Here is a 25755-nt window from a genome sequence, read left to right as displayed (position 1 = left end):
GCCTCGTTCTTCTGCTAAAGATAAGTACTTGTTTTATTTATATTATTGATCTAGATTAAGAAAATGACGGCAACCAGCAATTTATTTAAAATTCAGGAAGTTTATCCATGATATGCCGCCTATAAAAGAACAATGCTAGATTTTTGTATGAAGCGTGGTGGTACAGTAATCATACGTTACTTTAGGAAAAAGATAACTTTTCGACTCCACTTACAATAGGTCTGACGTGGAGTCGAAAAGTCAATTTTTATAATGCCAAATAAACTAGAGCATGATTGTTCGCTCGATATTTATCTCCTGTAAAAAGTACTCATCATGAGATACGACCAGTATGGTACCCTGGTAAGTTTTTAAAGCGGTAGTCAATATTTCAATATTCTGAATATCTAAGTTATTAGTCGGTTCATCCATAATGATGAGATCGGGTGCTAGATTCTGAATTGTTAAGCAACATAGGCATAGCCTCATTTTTTCTCCACCGCTCAGGGTATTGCATCGCTTATCCCAGCTGTCTTTACCAAATAAAAATCGATTTAATCTGATTTTGATCTCATGTTCCTGTAAGCTAGTGTCATTAAATAACTGTACCTGATCATATATGGTCAGATCATTGTTGATCATGGAATAATCTTGATCAATATACACTGATTTATGTGCTGCACGATACACTTCACCTTGGTAATCTTGGATCTTATTGAGCAAAATCTGAATAAGAGTTGTTTTCCCAGATCCATTTTCTCCTTTTAAAGCAATACGTTCTGTACTTGAGATTTCAAAATCTAAATTTGTATTCCAAAGCGGCTTTCCATTAAAATTGCCATTCAGCTTCTTTACGGTAAAGAGTTTTTTGCCTGCGTGTAAATTGGAGTCCGTTAGACCAAACTTTATTTTGTCAATATCTGGAATTCCCTTTCTTAAGCTCTGCAACTCCTGAGATAGACCGGCACTTTTTTCATGATGCGTATCTTTTATTTTAGCGGTGCTTTTTTCAGCATTATTGCGCAAGGTATTCATCATGATTCGGGAAACGCCCTCTTTCTGCTGTTTATTCTTCCCTCTAGCATCTAATTTTTGTTGCCGCTCTATGGTCTCGCGCGCCTTGATCTTTGTTTTTCTGATTTCTTTTTCGACATGTTTGATGTCATGATGCAAGGCCTCTTGTTTCATCTTCTTTTCTTCCAGATAGAAATCATAATTACCGGCATAGTAAATCAATCCAGAAGAGGTCAATTCGTACATGGCATCGAGTTGATTGAGCAAGGAACGATCGTGACTTACGATAATCATCGTGCTGGATGAAGAACGGATGAATTGATACAGCAGCTTACGGCTCATGGTGTCTAACTGATTGCTTGGCTCATCGAGTAAAATCAGTTTGGGCTGGTGAATACTGATCCCTGCTAGAAAAACTTTCGTTTTCTGGCCACCGCTCAGGCTGTCTAGCTTTTGGTCCAAAGCGAGATCCGTTAATTTCCAGTAAGACAATGCCTCCTGGCATCGATCTTCAATGTTCCAATCATCATCGAGTACAGTTAGATTTTCTTCTGTTACAATTCCTGAAAGTATGGCATGAAGTGCACTTAACTTATGATCGATTTTTAATGCCTGCGCTACCGTTAAATGATTGTACTGACCGAATAGCTGCGGCACGTAATATAAGGTGCCATCAATACTTTTTTGGCCATGAGCGACGGTTAATTCACCCGCAATGATCTTTAACAGTGTGGATTTTCCGACACCATTGTTTCCGATCAAAGCAACTTTTTTATTGTCCTGCAAACTTAGACTGATGTCCTGAAACAGCACATCTTTATTTTGATGTATATATGAAATGTTTTGTAAAATAAGCATAATTTCTTTTTTTAGCATGAACGATCGTGCGCATGGAGTATGCGTCACATTAATTTTTTGCAAAAAGAAATTATTTATTACATGGATATGTTGCTTTTTAGTTACTGATGCAAATCTAGATAATTTTGTGCGGATATGAAAACAAATTTTTGTGGCTGTTTATTTTTTGCACGACAAAATTGACAGATTTGTAATCTCCAGTCGGATGATTTCACTTCGGGTCATCGGCTTTTCTATTTTATACTAGTGCTTACTTTACAGCTAATTAAGTATTCTTATTACTGTTTTACGGCAGGTCATATTCTTTATAAAAGGAAAAGTTTAGATATCTTATTAAATGGTACATTTCTAGGGTATAATCACGTAACGGCACTTTATTAGGGTGAAGCTCGGTGCAAATTTCATAAAGTTTTACAAGATTTACCCATAATGTTATAAAAATCTAAGTTGCCTATTGCGCTAGCTTTGCACCAAGTATTATGAAAAAACTATTCGTCATATTCCTCTCATTCGTTTACCTGATCTTGTCCTCGGGCTTTGCTCAGTATGCGCATTTTTGTATGGGAACCGCAACGAAAGAAGTAACCTTAACGAATATCAATCATAATACCAATACGCCTTGTGCCATCTGTGCTTCTAAGGAAAAAGGACTGGAGAAGAAAAAGAAGAACTGTTGCAAAGTAGAAACGCAGATCTTTAAGACCGATAAAGCTTCAAGTAAACAAGCTGGCTTTGATTTTTCGCTAAAAATTTGGGGAGATGTTATTCCCAACCGAACATTAGGTGCTGTTTTCGATAAACTATCGATCACTAATGTCTCTAATAATCCTAATTACCTGTCCGACAGAATACTTCCCCGGACAAATCCCCTCTATATCTTCCATTGCATCTATAGAATATAGAAAGTCATGTATTGAATTTGACATTTACCATTCCCAATGAAGAGGAATCGGTACTCATTCTTTATATAACTTTTTAAACTTTCGTCTATGAATCTTAAATTCATGGCGTCAGTAGGCTTTATGCTTGCTCTTAACTCATCGGGTTTTGGACAAGTACTAAACTTATCTGATGCATTGCAACGTGCAGTTGACCAGCATGATAAAATAAAATCAAAAAGAACTCTTGTTCAGTCTGCTGAACAGAATACTATTTTTCAAAACAAACAATTTCTTCCCGATGTGACCTTGGGTGCACAGCAAAGTTATGGAACGATCAATGCACAAAACGGGCCCATGTATGCTCATGGAGGTTTAGCTTCTGCCGCAACTTCAATGCCTTTGGCTGAACAAAATTGGAATGCTGCTTTTGGGTCTCTGTATTTTGCTAACGTCAATTGGAATGTATTCACCTTTGGCAAAAAAACAAATCAAGTGGCACTTGCCCGTACAAAGGAGCAGACTGCAACTGCTGATGTCGATCAGATCATATTTGAACATCAGGTCAAAGTTGCGGCGTCCTATGTTAATCTATTGGCGAGCCAACGTATTAAATTTGTTCAGGGTAAAAATACAGAACGTGCCCAGGTGTTTTTTGATATGACCTACAGTCGGGCAACAAGTGGTTTAATTCCAGAAGTTGATGTTTCGCTTGCGAAAGCAGAGGTCTCTCATGCGAGATCGTTAGAAATCAAATCTTACGATAAAGAGCTGGCCTATTCAAAACAGCTTGCCGTTTTGTTGGACGATGATTTTCAAACGTATGAACTGGACAGTGTATTCAATACCAGTGTACCTATTATGCTATGGGATCAAATTCAAAGTAAAGTAGCGAGGCATCCTTTATTGGAATTGCAGCAACGCAAGATTGATGAAAGTGCGCAATCTGAAAAATTTATCCACAGCCATAAAATGCCCAACATCAATATTTTTGGTGTGGTGCAGGGACGTGGTTCAGGTTTTGATTGGAACTATGTCCAGGATAACACCGCATATTCATCTTCCTATTTTAAAGGTGCAGGAATTCAGCGTAGCAATTACCTTTTGGGAGGTACATTGAGTTGGAATTTGACAAATATCTTTCGGTTTGCCAGTAAAATAAAGGAGCAACAGTTTCAATCCCAATCCTTAAAGCAAGATTATACTTTATTGGAGAAAGAACTGAATGCGCAAACCAATTTAGCGAAAGTACAGTTTCAAAATGCGGTCGATAATCTTGAAGAAACAAAAGTACAGCTCACCGCTTCACAGTTAGCCCATCGTCAACATACAGCATTGTATGAGAATGGTCTTACAACATTGGTTGATTTCACACAGGCATTGTACAGCCTCAATAGGGCTGAGGTCGATTATGAAATTGCCCAAAACAATGTTTGGCAGGCGATGCTGCTATTAGCATCTGCACAAGGAGATATTTCGATTTTACTTAAAGCGACTCAACACTAATTTTTCTTCGAAAATGAATTTAATCAGATTTGCACTTCGCAAACCAATTTCCATCATGGTTATGGTATTGGGCCTTTTATTCTTCGGAATACGGGCAGCAAAAGATATACAGGTAGATATTTTACCTGAGATGAACTTACCAGTGGTTTATGTAGCTCACTCGTTTAACGGCTATACGCCACAACAGATGGAGGGTTACTTTACCAAGATGTATGTCAATATGATGCTTTTTACGAATGGAATAAAAAGTATTGAGACGAAAAATACACAGGGATTGACATTGATGAAAGTCAATTTTTATGAGGGTACTGAGATGGGAGAGGCTATTGCGCAGCTGACAGCCCTCTCCAATCGCTCGCAGGTATTCTTACCGCATGGTGCTCCGCCACCTTTTATCATTCGGTTTGATGCTTCATCACAACCGGTGGGTCAATTGGTTTTCCGCAGTGAAACCAAAACGAATAATCAGCTGCAGGATATTGCCAATTTTACAGCACGGCCTTTCTTGATTGCCATTCCGGGGTTAACAACAGCGCCACCATTTGGCGGTAGTCCACGGACAATTGAAATTAATATTGATCCCAATAAACTCCGTGTACACCAGCTTTCGCCAGAGCAGATTGTGGAAATCATCAGTCGACAGAACATTACATCACCTTCAGGAAACGTGTATATAGACGATATCAACTACTTGACGCCGACCAACAATACCTTAAAGACGGTCGAAGAGTTTGGCGATATTCCATTATTCAAAGGACAGGTAGATAATGTATATTTAAGAGATGTTGCAACTGTTAAAGATGGTGCAGATATTACAGCTGGCTATGCCTTGATTGATGGCAAGCGTTCGGTATATATCAATGTCGCCAAATCAGGAAAAGCGTCAACTTATGATGTCGTACAGAACCTTAAAAAGGTCATTCCTAATATTCAAAAAAACCTCCCTGATGATGTGAAGATTTCTTATGAATTTGATCAGTCAGTCTATGTGATCAATGCTGTAAAAAGTCTGATTGTAGAAGGGGTCCTGGGAGCATTGCTAACGGGTTTAATGGTGATCCTATTTTTAAGAGATATGCGTGCCGCAATTATCGTGATTTTAACAATTCCGATTTCCATTATTTCAGGTGTGCTTTTTCTTAAATTATTTGGACAAACCATCAACATCATGAGTTTGTCGGGATTAGCGCTAGCCATCGGTATTCTGGTGGATGAAAGTACGGTCACGATCGAAAATATCCATCAGCACTTTGCAATGGGAAAAACAAAAGCAAGGGCCATCTGGGATGCCTGTATGGAGATCGCTTTCCCTAAATTATTGATCTTACTTTGTATTCTCGCCGTATTTGCACCTGCACTGGTGATGACGGGGATACCGGGATCACTGTTTATGCCACTGGCTCTTTCAATTGGATTTTCTATGATCACTTCTTACCTGATGTCTCAGACTTTTGTGCCGATCATGGCCAATTGGATGATGAAAAACAATCATGTAGCGGGTGAAGTGCATAAAGAAACAGCTTTCGATAGATTTAAAGTTCGCTACTCGAATCTGTTGGAACGATTAATGGCCAGTAAGAAGATCATTGTCTCGATCAGTTTGGTGCTGATCCTAGTCCTAGTTGCTGTTATGTATCAGTTTACAGGAAAAGATGTTCTTCCGAACGTCAATTCGAGCCAATTCCAGGTGCGGATCACTGCGCCTGAAGGAACGCGTATTGAAAAAACGGAAGAAAAGGTAAAGGCCGTATTGCATCAATTGGGTACTTTGATCGGGAAAGATAAAATTGCGATCTCCTCTGCCTACGTCGGCTTACATCCATCCTCATTTGCGGTAAGTCCCATTTATCTTTATAATGCGGGTCCACATGAAGCATTACTTCAGGTTGCGCTAAAAGATTTTAAAGGGAATTCGGATCTCTTAAAAGATGAAATAAGAGCGCATCTCAAAAAAACGATGCCAGAACTTAAGCTTTCTTTCGAACCAATCGAATTAACCGAAAAAATATTAAGTCAAGGTGCGAATACCGCTATTGAGATCCGTATTTCGGGTATGATGAAGAAGATGAATGCGATGTCTGCCAATAAATTGATGGCGAAGCTTAAAGAATTGGATTACTTACGTGATGTCAAAATACCACAATCCATGAATTACCCAGCTCTGGAAATTAATATTGACAGAAATAGAGCCGCACAGTTAGGCTTAGATGCGCAGGATATTTCGAAGTCTTTGGTCGCCAGTACTGCTTCTTCACGTTATACAAGTAAAAATATGTGGGTAGGCGGTATGATGGGGATTGCTTATGACGTGCAGGTACAAATGCCTCAAAATATTTTAAACAGCCAAGATGAACTGGCGAACATTCCATTATCTAAAAATGCGGACAGACCTGTATTAGGCGATGTCGCAACCATAACACCTGTCAAAACATTGGGCGAAAGTTATAATTTGGGAACAATGGGTTACACAACTGTAACAGCCAATGTACATCAGACTGATCTTGGCCGAGCTAAAAAAGATGTACAGGCTGCAATTGATTCTTTAGGAGAACTACCAAAAGGTGTGAATATACAAGTAGCGGGTATGGCTCCAGTTTTGGATGATACCATGAATAGCCTAGCAAGCGGATTATTGATCGCAATCGTGGTTATCTTTTTGATGCTGACAGCTAATTTTCAATCCTTCAAGGTTTCAATGACCATTTTAACCACAGTCCCTTTCGTGGTATTTGGTTCTTTGGTTTTACTGAAATTGACCGGATCAACTATCAATATGCAATCTTATATGGGGATTATTATGGCAGTAGGTGTTTCAATTGCCAACGCTGTACTATTGATCAGTAATGCGGAGACCTTGCGGTTAGAAAATAAAAATGCCATGCTATCTGCTATTACAGCAACGGGACTGCGTATCCGTCCGATCATTATGACCACTTTGGCGATGACAGCCGGTATGTTGCCGATGGCAATTGGATTTGGCGAAGGTGGAGATCAAGTGTCACCCTTAGGTAGAGCGATTATCGGTGGACTGGTAGCTTCTACTTTTTCCGTACTCATCATTTTACCCTTGGTATTTGCTTGGGTATTGGGTAAAACTAAAGTTCAATCACCTTCTCTAGATCCTGAAGATGAAAACAGTGTACATTTTAACAATTAGAAAACAGAAAAAAATGAAAAACTTAATTTATATAACACTTGTATCGGCATTTATTTTCACGGGCTGCGCTGAATCTAAAAAAGAAAATAAAGAAGAGCAGAAAAAGGAAATGGGGGGTATGATGATGATGAATCCTTTCGAAAGCGTTCCTGTGAAGAAAATTAATCCTTTGGTTATCCTGAAACTAGCGGGTGAATTGCAACCTGATCAGAGCACAGAACTATTTGCTAAAGTAAACAGTTACGTTAAAAATATCCGTGTAGACATCGGTGATCGCGTTTCTGAAGGACAGATCTTGATGACGTTAGAGGCTCCTGAGATCCAGTCGCAGGTAGCAACTGCTAAAGCGAAATTTAAGGCCCAGCAAGCTGTTTATGTATCAACGCTGGCTACTTATGATCGCATGGTTAGAGCCAATCAGACTGCGGGCGCTATCGCCCGCGACGCAATGGATCAGATCACTGCCCGGAAATTATCGGATCAGGCACAATTGGCCGCCGCAGAATCAGCGTATCATGAAATCAAAAATATTGACGATTATTTAGTGATCCGCGCACCTTTCAATGGTATCATCACGGATAGAAGTGTTGATTTGGGTGCTTATGTGGGACCAATGGGTAAATCACCGTTGTTAGTGGTTCAGAATAATCAGAAATTGCGTCTGAATCTTTCCATACCAGAAGCAAATACTCCTTTTATAAAACTGGGGGATACCATTCAGTTTTATGTGAGATCGCAACCGCAACATAAATATTTTGCGAAGATAAGCCGTAAATCGGGTAGTCTTGATTTAAAATTGCGATCGGAGAAAGTTGAGGCAGATTTTATCAATACCAATAATGCTTTGAAACCTTTTATGATAGCCGAAACACAAATTCCTTTACAAAATAGTGAAGCGACTTTCTTTGTCCCAAAATCTGCCGTTGTAGACAGTAATATGGGGATGTATGTCATTGCCGTTGAAGGTGGGAAAGCAAGAAAGATTGCGGTAAGCAAAGGACGTGTGATGCCTGAGATGGTCGAAGTATTGGGCGAATTGGCAGAAGATACGGTGATCCTTAAAATGGGCAGTGAAGAGATTCAAGATGGTTCAGCAATTCCAAATAAATAAAATATTTAAAATCATGATAAAACAATTCAACACAATAGCGATGGTGGCAATAGCTGCCATCGTACTGGTATCCTGCACGAATGAAGCACCGAAAGAAGCGGGGGCGATTAGTGGTACACCGGCTCAAAAGCCTATTCTGGTTCCAGCTCCTGCAGGAACTTCAACTCCTAAAAAGGGAGATCAGGTACCCAATAATCTGGTCTGTATGGTGAATGATGCCTATATGGTCAAACAGCAACTGGAAGTTCCGTTCGAGGGTAAGCTATATTACGGTTGTTGCGAGATGTGTAAAGAGCGTATTCCAAATGATGCCAAGGTCAGAATGGCGGTCGATCCTCACACTTTAAAGAAAGTAGATAAAGCAACGGCCTACATCGTGTTGATCGGAGATCAGGATGAAGTCGCATACTTCGAAAGCAAAGATAACTACGATGCATTTCTAAAAGCTTCGCAATAGGAAGTAGAAAGAAGGATAAAAGGTGCTTTTCATTGACTTGAAGAGCACCTTTTTTAGATCTGTATTTTGGACGATTCTAGTAAATAGCTGTGTTACTTATGGGCAAAGTGAGATTTTACCATTCAAAATTTGTATTTTCATATTGGTATTTCAGAAAACGGGCATTCATATAAAATAAGAGCGGTAATGAAGAAAGTAATTGCAACGATCAATATGACACTTGATGGTGTTTTTGATCATACGGCCATACAACCGGACGAAGAAGTTCATCAGCATTATACAAATTTATTAAAGGATTCTGAGGTAATTCTATATGGTAGAATTACATTTGAGCTTATGAAATATTGGCAGACGTTTTTAAAAGATCCTTCAGAAGAAAAATCGATGAATGACTTTGCCATAGCAATAGATCAGATTCCAAAAATAGTCTTTTCGAATAAACTGAAAGATACGGATTGGGATACCGCAAGATTAGCAACTCAGGATATTGAAAAGGAAGTTTTAGCACTGAAAGAAAATTCTGAGAAAGATATTTTACTGGGCAGCAGGAGTATGATTAATCAACTCATGAAATGGGATCTGATTGATGAATACCAGTTTTGCGTGCATCCGCTTATCGCAGGTAAGGGCTTGTCACTGTTTGAGGAAATGCATGATCGAACTTTATTGAAGCTCATCAAAACGAAGATTTTTAGTAGCGGTGCGATCATCCTTTACTATGAACCGCTAAGGGGGTAATTGTATTTCTAATTACTTTTTAGAGCAAAAACGGGGTTTGGTAAACAAGATTAACAATATGTATGTTATTATTCCGTACTGATACCACATCTTTTATTTTCATATCTGCAAGTAAATTATAGATGTACTCTTTCTAATGCGATTGACTTTTTATATTTAAATATTTTAGCACTGTAAAGATTAATACAAATTTTTAGATTCCGTACGCATTATTATTTAATTTATCTTCTTTTACTTCAAAAATTGATATCTAAGTAGGTACATCAACTCAATTTCTTCACCAATGCTATCAATCTTTATTAACAGAAGTATTCTTTTTGTTATACCACTTAAGTCATTATAATTGGTCAGAAATTATCATAAGTTATGTGAATACTATCACTAACCGGAGCTGCTACACAAGCCAAAATTAGACCTTGCTGTAGATGAGTTTCAGATAAAACAAAATTTCTTTTTAAACATACTTCACCAGCTTGCAGTTTGCAAACGCAAGTACCACATTTACCGCTACAACAAGAATGGGGCGCATCAATTCCGGCATTCAACATGGCATCTAGTAATGACATCTCCTTGCGCCATTGTATACGCTGTGTTTTTCCACTAAATGTTACAGTGGCTTCCACTTGATCTGAAAATTCGGTTTCTCTTATTGACATTTTATTGGTTTCATTTAAACTCATTATTACAAATCACACCCAACTATTACGATCCAAAAGTATTTCATCTAAGGCTTACTGCCATGGTACAGTTCGAAGATAAAACAGCTGGTCCAGACACGTGAAATTTGGTATATGGTTATTCTTTTTAAAGCTGATTCTTAATTTAGATTATTGAACTAGCGTATGATGTAATTTTTTATGTTTTATAATGAATTAATTTTCAGTGTGTTATTTTGACTATTTTTAATATGTAGATTTAATTGGAATAGTCGTTCCAATTATATACTTTTGTCATCATTATGGCACGCAACAAAGAATTTGATCCAACAGAAAAGTTAGAAAAAGCTCGCGCTTTGTTTTGGGAAAAGGGGTATCATGCCACTTCAATGCAAGAGTTAGTAAGCCAAATGAAGGTGAACAGGGGTAGTATGTATACGACTTATGGAGATAAGCATCAGCTTTTTGTGGAAAGTCTTCAAAACTATGCTTTGGAAACGTATAGTGCATATCAAAAGGCTGCGGTTGGAGAAAATTCACCACTTAGGTGCATTGAACTCATTGTGAAGAAAGCAATAGCACGATCCTTTGAAGAAAATAAAGTTTGCATGATTGTCAAGTCTTCTTTCGAGATGGCACCCCAAGATGAAGAGGTTAAAGTATTATTAAAAAAGCTAAGTAATGCGCTGATAACCATTTTCCAAGTATTCATTGAAAAAGCGCAGCAAGCTGGTGAAATTTCTGCTGGTAAAGATGCAAGACAATTGGCACAGTTTATTGTTGGAAATTTTGCAGGTTTATGGCAGATGCAATCTTTATATAATGATAAAAAAATGGTGGAGCAAATGGCAGAAAATATGCTTGCAATTTTGAGATAATATTTTTTAAGGGCGGGAAATCGATTTTTTTTGTTTATTAATAGAACGATCGTTCCATTAATAAACGATATGAATTTTATATATAATAATTAGAGCTTTAGTTTTTTTTGCACAATAATAGAATGATTGTTCTATAATAATAAATCAAAATGATATGGAATTAGGAATTAGTATGTTTGGTGATTTGCACATCGATCAGGTGACCGGAAAAATGCAATCTGCTAAACAGCGGTTAAAAGAGCTTATAGAAGAGATAAAACTTGCAGATGAGTTGGGAATTGATGTGATAGGAATAGGAGAGCACCACCGACCAGAATATGCAGTACCAAGTCCGGAAATTGTCCTTGCCGCGGCAGCAGTGGTAACAAAGAGAATTAAGTTAACCAGCTCAGTTACAGTCTTAAGTTCATCAGATCCCGTGAAGCTCTACCAGAATTTTGCGATGGTAGATCTGCTATCTGACGGCAGAGCAGAACTAATGGCAGGAAGAGGAAGCTTTACGGAGTCTTTTCCTCTTTTTGGCTATGACTTACAAGATTATAGTGCTTTGTTTGAAGAGAAGTTGGATCTTTTATTAGAAATCAATAAAAATGAAACCATTAATTGGAAAGGCCGTTTCCGTGCTCCTTTAGAAAATCAGCAAGTATTGCCTAGGACGGAAAATAGTAAGCTTACTGTATGGGTCGCGGCAGGAGGAACACCCGATTCTGTTATTCGTGCAGGCAGACTAGGATTGCCCTTAGTATTTGCCATTGTTGCCGGTACATCTTTGTTAAGATTCAAATCGCTCTATGAGTTGTATAAAAATACCTATCAGCAATTTGGACATGATATGGCAAAATTTCAAGTGGGAATGTTTTCACATGCTCTATTTGGAGATAATAGTAAAGAAATCGCTTCTTATTATTATCCTCTTTACGGAGCGCAAATGGACCGTATTGGAAGAACCAGAGGTTGGTTTCCATTTCAACGAGAACAATATGACTTTGGAAGATCTCGAGAGGGTGCATTGTTTGTTGGCGATGCACAGGAGACAGTCGATAAAATAATATATGCGCATGAGTTATTTGGCATTACACGTTTTTCAGCACACTTGGATGTAGGAGCGCCTTCCCATGCACACCTGATGAAATCAATAGAAATATTTGGGACTAAAATAGCACCAAAGGTAAGGGAAGCATTAAAGAAATAATTACTATAATGAGCGAGATAAAAAAAATAAAACTTTGGGATGGTAATCCCCCAACTGCTAGTGGATTGTCCGAAGCGGAGATTGTAAATTCAGAAGAAATTTTGGAAATTGTCAATGTTACCGAAGCGGAACTTATCATTTATAGTCCAGAAGAAGCAAACAATACAGGTGTCGCTGTGATTATTTGTCCCGGAGGTGCTTATGCTGGCTTAGCTATCACCAGTCAGGGCTATGATTTTGCAGACTGGCTAGTGAACTTGGGTATTACTGCAGCAGTTCTGAAATACAGAATGCCTAATGGTCATCAGGAAGTTCCGCTAGATGATCTTCAGGAATCAATTAGGTATTTACGTAAGAATTTTAAAAATTTAGGTATAAATAAAAATAAGATCGGCGTAGCTGGTTTTTCAGCAGGAGGACATCTTGCAGCATTAGCATCTACATTGTTCTCAGTCGAAGGTATCAGCACCCGTCCCGATTTTTCAATGTTATTCTATCCTGTTATTTCCATGGGAGTGCATACACAAGTAGATACTTATCAAAATTTACTAGGTAAACAGCCATCACCAGACACAATAGAAAAGTATTCCTGTCAAAAGCAGGTTCGTGCAGATACTCCGCCTACGTTAATTTTGGTTAGTGATGATGATACGGTGGTTTCGACACTCAACAGTACCACATATTACGAAGCATTGAAAAAACATAATATTCCTGCAACGCTTTACCTATTTCCTCAGGGAAATCATGCGTGGGGAATAAAAGGAAATAACATGTTTGGTGGAAAGTTTGACTATTTAGAAGAGGCAAAAGCATTAATCATGAAGTGGCTCCTTTCTTATTATTAAAGACTCCTTCAAACAAACCTGCAATCCATGGATTTGGACTTGCCCCGGAAAGTTGAACACTTTTTCGGGGCATTTTTTATGGTAGAAAACAGAATACGATTATGAATTTAAACTAGCTGTGATATATTAATAATCATTTTTAACTATTTATATCAACTTTTTGCATATATAGGTCCTATATTAAGATGTTTAAAGCTATAATATCTAGCTATTCATGATGTTTTTTGTATTTACTTTGTATTTTACAAATTCAAATAAATGTGTACATGTTAAATCCAATTGATGATACAAGTAAAACTGGCTCCATGAAAAATGTAATTTTAATCCTAATTGCGATCATTGTGCTGATAGCACCGTCAAGCGCACAAATCAATCTTTCCAAACCATTTGAGGATTGTAATCTAAAGGGGAGTGTTACGATATATGATCTTAAGGAGAAAAAATGGATTTCTAGCGACATAATTGATAGTAACAGTCCAACTTTACCCGCTTCGACTTTTAAAATTATCAATACATTAATTGCTCTCGAAACGAATGTCGTTTCAGGTGAAGAACAGATCATCAAGTGGCCTGGTTCAACTGATACTATAAAATATGGTTATCGACCTGATATTTATCACGACATGAGCATGAGAGAAGCATTTAAGCAATCTGCGGGCTGGGCATATGTTGAGATGGCTAAAGTGATTGGTAAAGAGCAGTATAAGAAATATTTGAAAGCCAGCCATTATGGTAATGTAGACCTTTCAGTTGCGGACGATGATTTTTGGAATTTTGGAAATTTTGCAATATCTCCCGTCAATCAAATAGAAATATTACGGGGTGTATATGAAGAAACATTACCATTTAAAAAAAATTCTTTTAAGATTCTGAAAGAAATGATGATTGAAACCAAAACCAAGGCATATACGATTAGAGCAAAAACGGGCTGGACACGAGACGATGGAAAAGATACCGGATGGTGGATCGGATATGTAGAACGTAAGGACAATGTCTATTTTTTTGCGACACGTCTCCTAAAAGATCGAACGGATATCAATACTAATTTCGGTAAATGTAGAAAAGAGATAACAGTTAAGATCTTAAAGGAACTACATATTTTGTAATATTTTTACTTTATCAATGATTGAGATATAAGACAGTAAAATTTGTTTTTTGTTACTTTTGTATCCGCTATCGTACTCGTCTTTTTTAGAGTAGGAACTCATAAAATAATTAGGAAAGACTTGAAAGGATTTTATGATGAAAATCATGTAAATAGCCCGTTTATTCCGGATGATGCAGAAGCATGATCAATATACTTTATACAATTTAGATCAAACCGCTAGCCACTTTACACCAGGATTTACATTTAAAATATACAATTCATTGATTGCACTGGAAACTGATATGCTTAAAGCATTAGAAGTGTGTTAGTCCTGTTTTAAGTTCCTTTTCATCATGATATTGATATGTTCATCATTTCCTAGCTTGAAGATATGGCTGTCGAACTCAAGAAATCCATTTTTTTCATAAAATCGAATTGCTCTTTTATTCTCCGTCCACACCCCCAACCAGACATAATATGATCCAATGTCCTGGGCAACAGCTATAGCCTGCTCACAAAGGAGCTGTCCAATTTTCTTTCCGTGATAAGCGCGAAGTAAATATATGCGTTCGATCTCAAGCGCTTGATCATCTTGCAATTCAGTCTGTGATGATCCTTTATTCAGCTTCATGTAGCCAATTACTTCGTTTAATCGTACAGCAAAGTAAAATTGAGAAGAAATAACGTTCAATTCCTGGGTGAGTTTTTTTATAGAAAAGGCTTCTTCTAGGTATTTTATTAGGCTTTCGTTCTTACTACCATCTGAAAATGTTTCGGCAAAAGTAGCTCTTCCAATCTTCTGTAAAGTTTCCACATCCTGAAGAGTTACTTTTTTTAGCACTGTATTTTCCATTCTTAAGTTACTTGTTGTATTTAATTACAACATAAGAGCAGTGACAGTTTTACATTGTAATTTTCTAATTATTATACAAATTTACAAAACTTGCTCGTTATCATATTGTGAATTTCTATGTAGATGCATTTTTTCGGTGTCACATTTAGGATTTTGACTCCTCTATTTTTTTGATCTAAAAGGTTTACTTTTTAAATAAAGCAGATTTAAATATCTTTAAACAATCAATCCTTATGGAATGTAAAAATTACAGTGTTTTGATTGTGGGATAATTCAGATTATGTCGTTATAATAATCAGCTAAAGCGAAAAAAATAAGTTTTGGAACAATATTTATTTAAGAAAAAGTTGATAGCTGGAATGGCTGGGGAAAAACGATGGATAATAAAGCTTATCCAGCAAAAAGATATATTAATATTGGAAATGATGTTTGGATTGGCTATTATGCGAAAAGTATGTCGAGGATGATGATTGGAGATGGAGCAATAATTAAAACCAACTAAACCGTTGCCAAGGTTGTTGAAACATACGCTATTGTTGGAGGAAATCGTGCTCATGAAATTAAAAAGGGGTGCGATCATGCTTTACTATGAACCATTAAGGGGGTAATTATATTTTATTAATTCGTATTATTCAATATTTCTTTATTTGAATCGATCAGGAATTTATAGTTTTCCTCAATTTCTCATTCATTATTTTTACAATTTTTCCCGTACCAATTATCCTGCTTCCTTCACGAAATTCAAAAAACATTCCATCTTCCAACCTGCCACTGAAATATTCTTGTCCAATAATTCTAAGGGTAGCTTTAACTTCCTCCCCAGGATATACAACTGTCTTATTAATAAAAGTCTGTTCCCCGGATGTTTGCATGTCGTCAAAATCAAATTTTACTTGTGGTCTATATTTTGAAAAAGCTGGAGTTGATCGACCTCCTTCTTCCAGAGTTCTATATGTTAATTCAGCAACAAAATCAATCATTTTAATTTTATTTTGGTAATAAATGATTATTTGTTCGATGATATAAGAAAAATCAGATCGATTATAAAGTACTTCTGCATATTCAATCATTTCTATTAATGAACTTCCAGCTTCGCATCTCCAAGCATCGAGATATGTGGAACCGATAGAATTCTTTCGGATTTTATCTATTGTAATAGGCTTACCAAAATAACTTTCAAACTCTTGTATAAATTCCGAGATTTTTAATGAGTGAGCATTAGGCCAATCATTTAATGCATTGATCAATAAGGATGCTGTTTTATTAAAGCTATCTTCATTTTGATATAATTCGGTTAAAAAGACCAATTGATCAAAAGTTTCAAACTTGGTTTTATTTTCCATAAATGCTGTTGTAAATTTATTTATCTTTTTTATTTTGAAACTTTTTAACTTGTATAATAGCATTTAGTATTCTCTAATCTTCTTTACATTATCTAAATAGAATAACTCGAAATAAGAAGAATATTACCCCAATGAATAGAAAACATCCTTGACTCTGATAATTTACTGAGGTAAAGCCATACTGCTCATCATAGTAAATAGGGGTCTCATCATTAATGCTAATATTCGATTCGTAAAGGGTGTTTGCATTATTACATGATGTTTTTATTTATAAGCGTAATAACAACTTTGACTGTAAAGGCGTTTTAAATTTTTTGCAGATACCCAATGATACTTATTTAGCATAAACTTTTCAAAAGCTTCAAAAGCAATAAATGTAATCTCTGTCCCTGTATGAACTGGGTTTTCTTGTACATAGCGATTTCCCATTTTATTCACAGTCTTACAAATTAAATGACACTCTTCCAGTTTTTGTGCACTTAAATTCGGAAATACACTTGACAATCTTTCATTGATCGGTTGCAACCAGTTTTCACCAAAGTCCATTGAAAGTTCTAGACCGTAGTTTAGTATATCAATTGTTAGTGACATCTGCTTCATTGATAATGATTGTTTTCCTTATAAAGCTACCAATAAGCGCTCATGAAAGCAATATGTAGTTAAGTACAATCATAAATTAATGCATATTCTCTTCTTTATCGTGTTTGCAGATACTATCTTAATCTGTATTTTCGTTTGAGAAGAGAAATGACTTCCATGCTTAGATCATTATCAAACTATGTTTACTATTATAATTGACAATATAAAATGACAGAAGAACAAAAACATCAGATAAAATTAGAAAACGATAAAATAATTAAAGATAAAGGTTATCGTGTTAATGATTGGCTTCCCATTTTAGAGACATCTTCTTTTCGGACATTGGATGAAATAAAAGGCAGAATGTCGGTTATGAATGCGCTCATAAATATTGCTTTTGAGGCTCCAGTTTATATTATTAAGGAATGGCTTGAAAACCAAAATCTTCTCGTATTTCTTTCAGATGCTGAAAAAGAAATCTTAGAAAAAGACAATGATGAGCTAACGGATATCGAAATTAATAGCCTGAATTGGTATTTAGAAAGTTTATGGGCTTTAATGTGGGCAACTGGTATGATTGAGCGTCTAGAAGCAGAGGACTTTGTCGGTGATCATATGGTCTCCCTGTTACCTAATTTACAACATGGTGAAACGAATATTAAGCTTGAGCGTCTGTCAAAAGTACGGACAGAGATCGAGCTATATACGATGCTGGATTACTATTATAGATTGCATTGGTACTGTGTAGATGAAAGACTAAATGGCCGTCAAGCTAAGTTAAATGAAGGACTGATCTATGAGCGACGGAAATCTTTGGAATGGGCATTCAACCGCGAAAATGACTGGGATAATGTTGAAATGGGAACGTAAAAACCAATATTTAGTTCCGGCTTTTTCCTAATCACTTTAAAAATAAGATTGAAATAAATGACACAGAGAACAGCTATACCATGTCCTGAATGTGACAGAGAAAAATATTTTGAGGGACTGTGCTATTCTTGCAAAAACAGAAAGTTGCGAGAATATTATGAATCGATGAGCAGAGGCCAGATTCTTGAAACGGTTGAAAATATTATTGCAAAAATTGAAACCATTGACAAATGGGAAGAAGTCTATAAAGATTTCTCTGGATTACTGGCTTATCAGGATATTGATACAAGTAAAATTGCTGATGCAGCATTTCAAAGAAAGATCTTTTATCCGCCAACCTTATATAGAAATGCATCAGATGAAATCCAAGATCAATTAATCGCATTAATCTGTACACCTGATTGTGCTTATGCAGGCCATATATTAAGTTGTCTTGCCGTGGTAGGTGGTGAAAAAGTAAGAAAGACTTTCTATGAACTGGAGAAAAATCCACTGCCTTGGCGTAAAAATCTGTATGTAGATCCTTCATTTTATGCCGCATTGGGCGGATGGACTTTTGATCAAGAAGGAAACAAGGTTCAACTTAATTATGGAACGTGTTATTCACTTTTAGAAGGTGAACAACATGAAGATAATGCAGTCAAAGTAGCTGTGCCAAAAAATGAGAATTGTCAGATCTGTAATTGTCAAACGGTCGATATTTTAACCCTAAATGGAAACGACGAACGGCTATCATTTCTTGGATTACCAGGGCTTGTAAAAATTCCAATATGTCCGAATTGTGCAAGTATGTGTGAAAGGACAATAGTTCGTTATCAGATTGATGGAGCGAGCACTTTTGAGATCGTAGAACCGTATACAGAAGAAAACTATTTGTCGTTAGCAGATTTCAAAGAATTGACAACAAACAAACTGGCGTTATCAGTTTCAAAAAAACCGGTTTATTTTGCTTGCGGAAATGATGATGTATCAATAATAGGAGGGAACGCAGAATGGGTGCAGGATTGGCAATATGAAAACTGTCCTGACTGTCAAGAGAAAATGAAATTACTAGCGGCTCTTTCTTGGGATCAAATCATGAACGGTTCAGAAGGAACACTTTATGTTGAAATTTGTACAGATTGTTCTCTTGTCGTAGCTTTTCACCAACAAACGTAAGTGAAAGATTAGTTTTTGTTCCTACCGCGAAATATAATCCCATAAGTGGGCTTCCTGCTGAATTGTGCTGCTGATCTTCATTTCAGCAGGAAGCCAGCTTTTATTATTGCTTTTTACCAACATAAATGGTAGCTGCACCAAAAAGTTGTGGATAGGCTTTTACTTTAACAAAGCCGGATTCTTCCAGTATGCTCAAGAATTTATCTCCAGAAGGGAAGTTTATAGCCGATTTGGATAGGTAAGCATATGCATTTTTATCTTTGGAAAAGATTCGGGCTATCCTTGGCATGAGGTGTTCCGTATACAGGAGGTATCCAAATTTTATTAATTTATTTGAGGGAACCGAAGTTTCTAAAATAACAATCGTTCCGTCAGACTGCATTACTCTATACATTTCTCCAAGTCCTTTTTCAAGGTTTTCAAAATTCCTTACACCGTAGCTGATATTGACTATATCAAAAGAACAATCAGCAAAAGATAGAGATTCAGCATGCTGCACTTCAGTGTGAATGCGTCCGTCTAATTTATTGGCACTAATTTTTTCATTTGCGATCTTAAGCATTCCTTTAGAGATATCAACGCCGATTATATTTTCAGCTTGCGTCTTTCCTAAAAGAATTGCCATATCGCCAGTCCCGGTTGCGACGTCAAGTATGTGACGGGGATGACATTCTGAAACTATTTTTAAAACTTTACGTCGCCAACTTTTATCCATCCTAAAGGTGATAATATTGTTTAGGAGATCATACTTTTCGGAGATGGTATCAAACATGTGTTCAACCTGTTTACTTTTTCCTTCTGTCGAGTCTAAATAAGGTGTAATTTCGAGTTCATATTTTTTAAATGATGCCGATCCAATTTAAGTTGAATTATTATTAGTTACTCTGGATGTGTGAAATAGGGATACATTAAAGCCTTGATGGAACTGACATAGGATTCATACGCCTGGAGACCTTCAAGTTTTTCATTAATCAAGTTATGTGAGGGCCAAAAGTCAACCACAATAAAAATATTGTTGATCAGATAATCCCACACTTCTTCAGGGATATCATTTCTTAATACTTTCTTTTGAACCATCAAGTTAAAGAAACGTTTGGTTTCCTTTTTACGTTTAATCACTATTGCAGCATATGATTCGCGGATTGAAGGGATCCATAAGGAGATTTCAACAAAGTTTATGAATATAAACTGATAACGAGTGAGGAGATTATAAAAATCTTTGAAAATAGTAAATACTAATTCCATGTCAACACCTTCTACATAGTTTTCAAGAGAAGCCATTAGCACATCTGATTCTTCAATAAGGCGGTCAAATAAGGCTTGTATGATATCCTCCGTATGTTTGAAGTGATAATGTAAATTTCCTGCACTGATACCCATTTCTGTGGCGATGTGGCGGGTACTGGTATTCCGAAGACCTCTGGTATTAAAGACCTGCAATGAAATTTCAAGAATGCGTTCTTTTGTATTCATATTCAAAATTAGAACTTTTGTTCTAATTTTGAATATATTTTTTACTTTTGTGTATGAAAACGCAAAAAGAGAACTGGTTCATAAGAAATCTTAAAGATATTCGAGAAACTATTTTTGGTTTTAATACCACAGATAGTACTTTGAAAAGAGCCAGTAAAGTTATGGGATGGTATATGTTTTTAACCTTGATGACATGTGGAATAGTCGCTACCTTGATCGCAATTTCTTTTGCACATTAAAGCAATACTTATCTGACCCATTCTTGCTGTTTTATGGTCTATCGTGGATTCTTATTCGATATTGCAGGCAGACAGGACAGCCAATCCCGGTTTTAAATAACTGGTTGACAGATTTTGTCTTTGTTCCATTAATCGCATATATCGCATTTTGCATTGGCAATCTCCTTTTAACTTTATACAGCGCACCACATTATTATCCATTATATCAGATACTTGTATTAGCGTTTTTCGTTTCCATTGTTTTTGAATATATCATGCCTCAATACACCAATTACAATGTCAGTGATCCAATAGATACCCTGTGTTACTTCGCAGGTGGATGCTTTTATTATTTCTGTCATCAAAATTATTTGAAAAGTAAATTTAGCTAACGATTATCCATAAGATTCTTGATTAACACGAAAGGACATAATTTAATTTGGAATATTTCACCCTTTCTTGAAACAGAAAAAATAAATGTTTTTTGGGAATTAATGTTAGATATTATCTAAATTGAACACACTCTAAGATACGGTATAATAAAATTTAAAAATCTCAATATCAATTGGATAGACTTGATAGCATCAAAATGAAGATAAAATACGATATAGATTGGTTAATTGAAAGATTTGAAAGTGGTGAAACCTTGAAATATATTTTCTTTTGGGGGCATGAAAATAGACATAAAGATGTGGTAAGTAAATCTTGTTTTAGCCAATGGTTTGATTGCCCTTTTACGGTTGACAGTGTTAATTATAAAACTTCTGAACACTGGATGATGGCTCACAAAGCTCTACTGTTCGGTGATGATAATCTTTTTGATAAGATCATAAATTGTGAAAAACCTGGAGAAGCAAAAGAACTAGGCAGACAAATCCTAGGCTATGATCAACAAATCTGGAATGAGCATAAATTTGAAATTGTAAAAATGGGAAATATACATAAATTCAATCAACATCCAAGATTAGCAAATTATCTATTGCAAACAGAAAATAGAATTTTGGTAGAAGCAAGTCCGGTTGATGTAATTTGGGGAATTGGTATTGCTGTAGATAACGATGATATTGAAAATATTTATAATTGGCGTGGAGAAAATCTCTTAGGTTTTGCATTAATGTATGTGCGTGATTTTTTTAAACAATTTGGACATTTCAAGCCACTTGAGAATTCCATTCAACCGCCGTGGAAGAAATTCCCTAATATGGATATTAATGATATGTTTTGGAGGATGGGAAAAGGAGAGGACTATCTAACCCAATTTTCAGAATATTATAATGGACTTGATGACAGAGAGAAAATGATTTTTAAAATGACGAACACATGCCCATATGAATGGCAAAGCTTTTATGATTGAATACACAAAAGAGAAATTACTATAATATAGAGGAGGTTTCCCCTCTATATTATTACTACAAAAATATATTTAAAAAGTTAATCCCCTTTATACCACCTATAAGTCAATCCTCCAATAAACAACCGTCCAGCCTGTCCTGGCATCAACATATTTTTGAAATTTAAAAGATTATCCACAGTAAATCTTAAAGTAACATGCTGACCATATAGTTTCTTTTCTATATAGGTATTGATCAAATAGTGACCAGGAACAAATGTATCAAATCGATCAATAAATTGATTGCCATTATAATCTTCAAAAGCATATTTACCGCGGTAATTAACTCGCAATGACATACTGGTATTCCATGGTCTATAGGTGTAAAACGCGCGGATATTAAACATGTGGCGCGATCTATTTTCTATCCCCCAGTAATCAGATGTACGAGGAACGAAGTGATTACCGGTCTTTGGATCTCGCAGATTTTGATTATAGGGCCAATTTCCTGCACGGATGCTATCGATTACACTCATATCTTTTGAGATTAGGTACTGATAACCAAATTGTAGATTTAGATCGGTGATCGGATTCCAAGTGCTGGAAATTTCTAATCCCTTATTGATGGCTTTAGGTAAATTCTGATAGGAGAATATCTGACTCACACCAGTCCCTGTTGCGACTTGAATAGCATTTATTTGATCTCTTATTTGGTGGTAGAATACACTAGATTCAATAGAAAATGTGGCAGTTGGTTTCCAAGTAAGTCCCATGTTATAAGAAGTACTTCTTTCAGCAGAGAGATTGCGATCTAATTGATTCACGACATAATTTCGAATTTCGCTGATCTGTCCCTTATCCTGCATTTCATTTAACGTTTTTCCCAAAACCTCATTTCCAATAACAAGATAATTAGCCGCTGGATTGAAGAAAATTAAGTAACGCATGCGGAAATCTGGTGTTTTGAATCCGGTACCAATACCTGCTTTTAATGTTAATGATTTGGCAAGTTCATACTGCAGACCTAAGCTGGGGTTGATCTTGTTACCATAATTACTGGTAAGATCATATCGAATACCTCCTGATAAATTAACTTTAGATGATAAACGTTTATCACCTTGTATATAGCCAAAATAGGTAATCATATCTTTGGCATTTTCTATGGCTTCATCATCCATTACTTCTAATCCAGCTCCAATACCGGCAGTAATCTGTAATCCCTTTTTAAAGTGACGTGCGAATTGTTGTTCAAAACGGTGTATCTGCTGTCTGAATTGTAGACGATTGTTAGCGGCGATCTGATCTCCTAATTGAATGAACTCATCAGCTATATAATTACTTAAATAGTAACGACTTATACTCCTCCATCCGGAGCGAAAGTTATGGTCGTAGGTCAAAGAAACATTGAGATCTTTTTCATCTTGACTATCTCCTGATATCCAGCCATCACCCCAGTTTTTAGGCATGTATGATTGTCTTAAGCCATAACGGATACTACTGCCTAATGTACCATTTTTACTGGTACGGTATCGGATGCGCGTCTGCATACTATAATTTTCATATGGAGGACTGCTCAATCCATCTTTTAAATAAGGGTTTGTGTTAAAACCATCTGTCCGATAGTAGTTCGTGCTGAAGTTTATCGTACCGCGTTGATGTGCAAATGGGAGTTCAGCATCTACAGTGGCATCAACAATATGGAGGGTACCATAATTGAATGAAGCTGCAATTTGTGGATCTATAGCGCCATGTCGGGTAATGATATTAATCGCTCCCCCTAATGCCTCGCTACCAAATAAACAGGAGGAAGCACCCTTTACGATTTCAATGCGTTCGATATTGCTAACGCTAATACGGGAAAGATCAAAATTACCATTATTACGGCCTACCATGGGCTGTCCATCAATTAGGATCATGATATATTCACTTCCGAATCCCTGTATCTGTACACCAACAGAGCGGCTACCTCCGGTGACATTATTTACTATAGCCATCCCTGTTTGCTCTTTAAGTATTTCATCAAGTCTACGACTTCCCATTAGCTCTATCGTACGTCTAGTGATAACCTGCATGGGCATACCAGCTCTTTCCATTTTTATCAGATTATCTGGAGATGGATTTTTGACAGCTACTTCGCCCTGAATCTGCACCTCATCGATTGTCCTACTGCTGTGGAACAGGTGTATCTGTTGTTCAGTAGTGTCACCAATTCGTATCGTTGTGGAATCCATATAAGTTTCAAAACCCACGTGAGCCATTCGTACCTGATAGACACCAGGATAGAGTTTCGGAATTATAAAATTACCCTGACTGTCTGACTGCGTAATCTTTCTATCAGGCTCTAAGGTTATAGTGACCCCAGATACCGGTCTTTTCATGTTGTCAGATACTTTTCCTCGAAAGGTTCCTGTATGTTGGGCCTGCACTTCCATAATCGCTACATTTGCAACAAAAAACAAGATATATTTCAGGTTACGGTATCTGTGGAATAGCATGTAATCATTTTTTTTGAACGCGCAAATAGCTGTAATTGAGCTGAACATGGCTAAGGAATATATATTTTTAATGGTTTGATACACTGGCCTATTGTCAATCTTAGATAATAAACCATAATGGCAGAGTGGGAGTAAAACAATAGCTATCTTGCAACTGTAATAGCATCTGTATTTATGGTGTTGATCGTTGTCATAAATACAGATGAGCTCTTATACTTTTCACTATTTTTAAAAATATATTGTGTGTAAATAAAACTGTTAAAGGGTCGTAAATCGTAAAATTCTGATCAGGAATTTATAGTTAATATCCCGCCAGATGCTTGTGTCTATTTTGTTGTCATGCATTTTACACATATTCTAGTTGTATTATTTTGTATTGAGGTTTTTGCTTCCATCTTGCTGTACATAAAATCTAAAGGACAGATAAGGAGCTGGCCAATACATATCCGTAACACCAGGAGGATTACCCTTATATGCACTTAATATTTGCAACTTGGCATATTTACCATCAGACAGTCGCAGTACATATGTTTTATCCGGAAAGGCCTTCATAATATGACTGGTTAGATTGTAAGCATACCAACCATGTGTGTTTTTACTATCAGCCATACCAACCATCCGAATCGTACTTTGATTAAATTCACCATCAGAAGGAGCCGTATTTACAATATTATAGGGTTGATCGACAAATAATATGGCCGTATTATTTATGGAATTTTTATATCCAGGACTACCTATTATAGTTCCATTATTGATATAGATATCACTGTTATAATTACCTGTAAAAGCAATATCCCACTTATCTGTATTGAGCCATTGCGCCGAGTCTGCCTGATTTCTGATCCAGATCTGTTTTTTATCTTTAAAACTGTATAAAAAAGTGTAGAAAGGACGTTTTTCTTTACCATCAACACCATCCGATATGGAAGCGCGTGTATCACCTGCTAAGTCGTTGATTACGGTACTTTTTCCATCGTCAAGTTTTGTTGCAGGTTGATCATCCTTTGTACAGGCTGAAAAAAGCAATGCTGCAATAAATATTTTATTTATATTAATTCTAAATAAGGTCATGATGCAAAA

24 protein-coding genes are annotated in these 25755 nt (G+C 36.4%); 15 read left to right on the top strand and 9 right to left on the bottom strand.

Features of this window, described 5'->3' with window-relative positions; genetic code table 11:
• Positions 1-264: 264 nt before the first annotated feature.
• Positions 265-1851, bottom strand: a complete 1587-nt coding sequence (locus EDF66_RS01025; protein ID WP_132839903.1) for an ABC-F family ATP-binding cassette domain-containing protein — start codon at positions 1849-1851, stop codon at positions 265-267.
• Positions 1852-2330: 479 nt separating this feature from the next.
• On the opposite strand from EDF66_RS01025, the gene EDF66_RS01020 reads away from it, so the two are divergent.
• The 6 genes from EDF66_RS01020 (at position 2331) to EDF66_RS00995 (ending at position 9698) form a co-directional block, all read left to right on the top strand.
• Complete coding sequence (locus EDF66_RS01020; RefSeq protein WP_132839901.1) at positions 2331-2753, top strand: HYC_CC_PP family protein; 423 nt, start codon at positions 2331-2333, stop codon at positions 2751-2753.
• An 87-nt stretch (positions 2754-2840) separates the two neighbouring features.
• Positions 2841-4235 carry a TolC family protein gene (locus EDF66_RS01015; RefSeq protein WP_132839899.1) on the top strand — a complete coding sequence of 465 codons (1395 nt, stop codon included), beginning with the start codon at positions 2841-2843 and terminating at the stop codon, positions 4233-4235.
• Positions 4236-4248: 13 nt separating this feature from the next.
• Positions 4249-7392, top strand: coding sequence for an efflux RND transporter permease subunit (locus tag EDF66_RS01010; RefSeq protein WP_132839897.1), 3144 nt, complete (start codon positions 4249-4251; stop codon positions 7390-7392).
• Between the two features lie 13 nt (positions 7393-7405).
• Positions 7406-8503 carry an efflux RND transporter periplasmic adaptor subunit gene (locus tag EDF66_RS01005; RefSeq protein ID WP_132839896.1) on the top strand — a complete coding sequence of 366 codons (1098 nt, stop codon included), beginning with the start codon at positions 7406-7408 and terminating at the stop codon, positions 8501-8503.
• Between the two features lie 13 nt (positions 8504-8516).
• Positions 8517-8960: a hypothetical protein gene (locus tag EDF66_RS01000; protein WP_207898374.1), complete on the top strand. Its 444-nt coding sequence runs from the start codon at positions 8517-8519 to the stop codon at positions 8958-8960.
• 186 nt (positions 8961-9146) lie between these two features.
• A complete protein-coding gene (locus EDF66_RS00995) occupies positions 9147-9698 on the top strand; it encodes a dihydrofolate reductase family protein (protein WP_132839894.1) in 552 nt (183 codons plus the stop codon).
• A 347-nt stretch (positions 9699-10045) separates the two neighbouring features.
• Here EDF66_RS00995 and EDF66_RS00990 read toward each other — a convergent pair whose 3' ends face one another.
• Positions 10046-10354, bottom strand: coding sequence for a 2Fe-2S iron-sulfur cluster-binding protein (locus tag EDF66_RS00990; RefSeq protein ID WP_165902322.1), 309 nt, complete (start codon positions 10352-10354; stop codon positions 10046-10048).
• A 302-nt stretch (positions 10355-10656) separates the two neighbouring features.
• On the opposite strand from EDF66_RS00990, the gene EDF66_RS00985 reads away from it, so the two are divergent.
• The 4 genes from EDF66_RS00985 (at position 10657) to EDF66_RS00970 (ending at position 14375) form a co-directional block, all read left to right on the top strand.
• On the top strand, positions 10657-11232 hold the full coding sequence (locus EDF66_RS00985) for a TetR/AcrR family transcriptional regulator (protein ID WP_132839891.1): 576 nt from the start codon (positions 10657-10659) through the stop codon (positions 11230-11232).
• Positions 11233-11386: 154 nt separating this feature from the next.
• Positions 11387-12424: an LLM class flavin-dependent oxidoreductase gene (locus EDF66_RS00980; protein WP_132839889.1), complete on the top strand. Its 1038-nt coding sequence runs from the start codon at positions 11387-11389 to the stop codon at positions 12422-12424.
• 8 nt (positions 12425-12432) lie between these two features.
• Positions 12433-13269: an alpha/beta hydrolase gene (locus EDF66_RS00975; protein WP_132839888.1), complete on the top strand. Its 837-nt coding sequence runs from the start codon at positions 12433-12435 to the stop codon at positions 13267-13269.
• A gap of 305 nt (positions 13270-13574) precedes the next feature.
• Positions 13575-14375 carry a class D beta-lactamase gene (locus EDF66_RS00970; RefSeq protein ID WP_132839886.1) on the top strand — a complete coding sequence of 267 codons (801 nt, stop codon included), beginning with the start codon at positions 13575-13577 and terminating at the stop codon, positions 14373-14375.
• Positions 14376-14681: 306 nt separating this feature from the next.
• Here the strand turns inward: EDF66_RS00970 and EDF66_RS00965 are convergent, their stop codons facing one another.
• The gene (locus EDF66_RS00965) at positions 14682-15209 is read right to left on the bottom strand and encodes a GNAT family N-acetyltransferase (protein ID WP_132839884.1); all 528 of its coding nucleotides are present in this window, start codon (positions 15207-15209) and stop codon (positions 14682-14684) included.
• A 376-nt stretch (positions 15210-15585) separates the two neighbouring features.
• On the opposite strand from EDF66_RS00965, the gene EDF66_RS26410 reads away from it, so the two are divergent.
• Positions 15586-15711: a hypothetical protein gene (locus EDF66_RS26410; protein ID WP_259192758.1), complete on the top strand. Its 126-nt coding sequence runs from the start codon at positions 15586-15588 to the stop codon at positions 15709-15711.
• Between the two features lie 154 nt (positions 15712-15865).
• Here the strand turns inward: EDF66_RS26410 and EDF66_RS00960 are convergent, their stop codons facing one another.
• Both EDF66_RS00960 and EDF66_RS00955 read right to left on the bottom strand, forming a co-directional pair.
• The gene (locus tag EDF66_RS00960; RefSeq protein ID WP_132839882.1) at positions 15866-16552 is read right to left on the bottom strand and encodes a hypothetical protein; all 687 of its coding nucleotides are present in this window, start codon (positions 16550-16552) and stop codon (positions 15866-15868) included.
• A 264-nt stretch (positions 16553-16816) separates the two neighbouring features.
• Positions 16817-17143: a hypothetical protein gene (locus EDF66_RS00955; protein ID WP_132839880.1), complete on the bottom strand. Its 327-nt coding sequence runs from the start codon at positions 17141-17143 to the stop codon at positions 16817-16819.
• Between the two features lie 216 nt (positions 17144-17359).
• Between EDF66_RS00955 and EDF66_RS00950 the strand changes: the two genes are divergently transcribed.
• Together EDF66_RS00950 and EDF66_RS00945 are read left to right on the top strand one after the other, a co-directional pair.
• Positions 17360-18001 carry a DUF4272 domain-containing protein gene (locus EDF66_RS00950; RefSeq protein WP_132839879.1) on the top strand — a complete coding sequence of 214 codons (642 nt, stop codon included), beginning with the start codon at positions 17360-17362 and terminating at the stop codon, positions 17999-18001.
• Positions 18002-18058: 57 nt separating this feature from the next.
• A complete protein-coding gene (locus tag EDF66_RS00945) occupies positions 18059-19159 on the top strand; it encodes a hypothetical protein (RefSeq protein ID WP_132839877.1) in 1101 nt (366 codons plus the stop codon).
• A 103-nt stretch (positions 19160-19262) separates the two neighbouring features.
• Here the strand turns inward: EDF66_RS00945 and ubiE are convergent, their stop codons facing one another.
• Together ubiE and EDF66_RS00935 are read right to left on the bottom strand one after the other, a co-directional pair.
• Positions 19263-19982 (bottom strand): bifunctional demethylmenaquinone methyltransferase/2-methoxy-6-polyprenyl-1,4-benzoquinol methylase UbiE, encoded by a 720-nt coding sequence (gene ubiE / locus EDF66_RS00940; protein ID WP_259192886.1) that lies wholly within the window; start codon positions 19980-19982, stop codon positions 19263-19265.
• A 56-nt stretch (positions 19983-20038) separates the two neighbouring features.
• Positions 20039-20632, bottom strand: coding sequence for a TetR/AcrR family transcriptional regulator (locus tag EDF66_RS00935; RefSeq protein WP_132839873.1), 594 nt, complete (start codon positions 20630-20632; stop codon positions 20039-20041).
• Between the two features lie 53 nt (positions 20633-20685).
• On the opposite strand from EDF66_RS00935, the gene EDF66_RS00930 reads away from it, so the two are divergent.
• Both EDF66_RS00930 and EDF66_RS00925 read left to right on the top strand, forming a co-directional pair.
• Positions 20686-20871: a hypothetical protein gene (locus EDF66_RS00930; protein ID WP_021188542.1), complete on the top strand. Its 186-nt coding sequence runs from the start codon at positions 20686-20688 to the stop codon at positions 20869-20871.
• A gap of 568 nt (positions 20872-21439) precedes the next feature.
• Positions 21440-22204, top strand: a complete 765-nt coding sequence (locus tag EDF66_RS00925; RefSeq protein ID WP_243655966.1) for an NADAR family protein — start codon at positions 21440-21442, stop codon at positions 22202-22204.
• 77 nt (positions 22205-22281) lie between these two features.
• Here the strand turns inward: EDF66_RS00925 and EDF66_RS00920 are convergent, their stop codons facing one another.
• Entirely contained in the window at positions 22282-24675 is a 2394-nt protein-coding gene (locus EDF66_RS00920; protein ID WP_243655965.1) for a TonB-dependent receptor, read from the bottom strand.
• Between the two features lie 366 nt (positions 24676-25041).
• The gene (locus tag EDF66_RS00915) at positions 25042-25746 is read right to left on the bottom strand and encodes an HmuY family protein (protein WP_132839871.1); all 705 of its coding nucleotides are present in this window, start codon (positions 25744-25746) and stop codon (positions 25042-25044) included.
• Between the last annotated feature and the right edge of the window lie 9 nt (positions 25747-25755).

This window comes from Sphingobacterium sp. JUb20, from assembly GCF_004342035.1.
Taxonomy (GTDB): domain Bacteria; phylum Bacteroidota; class Bacteroidia; order Sphingobacteriales; family Sphingobacteriaceae; genus Sphingobacterium; species Sphingobacterium anhuiense.
The sequence above is the reverse complement of the archived record's forward strand: the minus strand, read 5'-3'. Positions and strand labels throughout refer to the sequence as shown.

Bases quoted from the DNA above. Each gene is read 5' to 3' on its own strand.
- EDF66_RS01025 (WP_132839903.1), bottom strand. From the start codon at position 1,851: ATGCTTATTTTACAAAACATTTCATATATACATCAAAATAAAGATGTG.
- EDF66_RS01020 (WP_132839901.1), top strand. From the start codon at position 2,331: ATGAAAAAACTATTCGTCATATTCCTCTCATTCGTTTACCTGATCTTG.
- EDF66_RS01015 (WP_132839899.1), top strand. From the start codon at position 2,841: ATGAATCTTAAATTCATGGCGTCAGTAGGCTTTATGCTTGCTCTTAAC.
- EDF66_RS01010 (WP_132839897.1), top strand. From the start codon at position 4,249: ATGAATTTAATCAGATTTGCACTTCGCAAACCAATTTCCATCATGGTT.
- EDF66_RS01005 (WP_132839896.1), top strand. From the start codon at position 7,406: ATGAAAAACTTAATTTATATAACACTTGTATCGGCATTTATTTTCACG.
- EDF66_RS01000 (WP_207898374.1), top strand. From the start codon at position 8,517: ATGATAAAACAATTCAACACAATAGCGATGGTGGCAATAGCTGCCATC.
- EDF66_RS00995 (WP_132839894.1), top strand. From the start codon at position 9,147: ATGAAGAAAGTAATTGCAACGATCAATATGACACTTGATGGTGTTTTT.
- EDF66_RS00990 (WP_165902322.1), bottom strand. From the start codon at position 10,354: ATGTCAATAAGAGAAACCGAATTTTCAGATCAAGTGGAAGCCACTGTA.
- EDF66_RS00985 (WP_132839891.1), top strand. From the start codon at position 10,657: ATGGCACGCAACAAAGAATTTGATCCAACAGAAAAGTTAGAAAAAGCT.
- EDF66_RS00980 (WP_132839889.1), top strand. From the start codon at position 11,387: ATGGAATTAGGAATTAGTATGTTTGGTGATTTGCACATCGATCAGGTG.
- EDF66_RS00975 (WP_132839888.1), top strand. From the start codon at position 12,433: ATGAGCGAGATAAAAAAAATAAAACTTTGGGATGGTAATCCCCCAACT.
- EDF66_RS00970 (WP_132839886.1), top strand. From the start codon at position 13,575: ATGAAAAATGTAATTTTAATCCTAATTGCGATCATTGTGCTGATAGCA.
- EDF66_RS00965 (WP_132839884.1), bottom strand. From the start codon at position 15,209: ATGGAAAATACAGTGCTAAAAAAAGTAACTCTTCAGGATGTGGAAACT.
- EDF66_RS26410 (WP_259192758.1), top strand. From the start codon at position 15,586: ATGGATAATAAAGCTTATCCAGCAAAAAGATATATTAATATTGGAAAT.
- EDF66_RS00960 (WP_132839882.1), bottom strand. From the start codon at position 16,552: ATGGAAAATAAAACCAAGTTTGAAACTTTTGATCAATTGGTCTTTTTA.
- EDF66_RS00955 (WP_132839880.1), bottom strand. From the start codon at position 17,143: ATGTCACTAACAATTGATATACTAAACTACGGTCTAGAACTTTCAATG.
- EDF66_RS00950 (WP_132839879.1), top strand. From the start codon at position 17,360: ATGACAGAAGAACAAAAACATCAGATAAAATTAGAAAACGATAAAATA.
- EDF66_RS00945 (WP_132839877.1), top strand. From the start codon at position 18,059: ATGACACAGAGAACAGCTATACCATGTCCTGAATGTGACAGAGAAAAA.
- EDF66_RS00935 (WP_132839873.1), bottom strand. From the start codon at position 20,632: ATGAATACAAAAGAACGCATTCTTGAAATTTCATTGCAGGTCTTTAAT.
- EDF66_RS00930 (WP_021188542.1), top strand. From the start codon at position 20,686: ATGAAAACGCAAAAAGAGAACTGGTTCATAAGAAATCTTAAAGATATT.
- EDF66_RS00925 (WP_243655966.1), top strand. From the start codon at position 21,440: ATGAAGATAAAATACGATATAGATTGGTTAATTGAAAGATTTGAAAGT.
- EDF66_RS00920 (WP_243655965.1), bottom strand. From the start codon at position 24,675: ATGCTATTCCACAGATACCGTAACCTGAAATATATCTTGTTTTTTGTT.
- EDF66_RS00915 (WP_132839871.1), bottom strand. From the start codon at position 25,746: ATGACCTTATTTAGAATTAATATAAATAAAATATTTATTGCAGCATTG.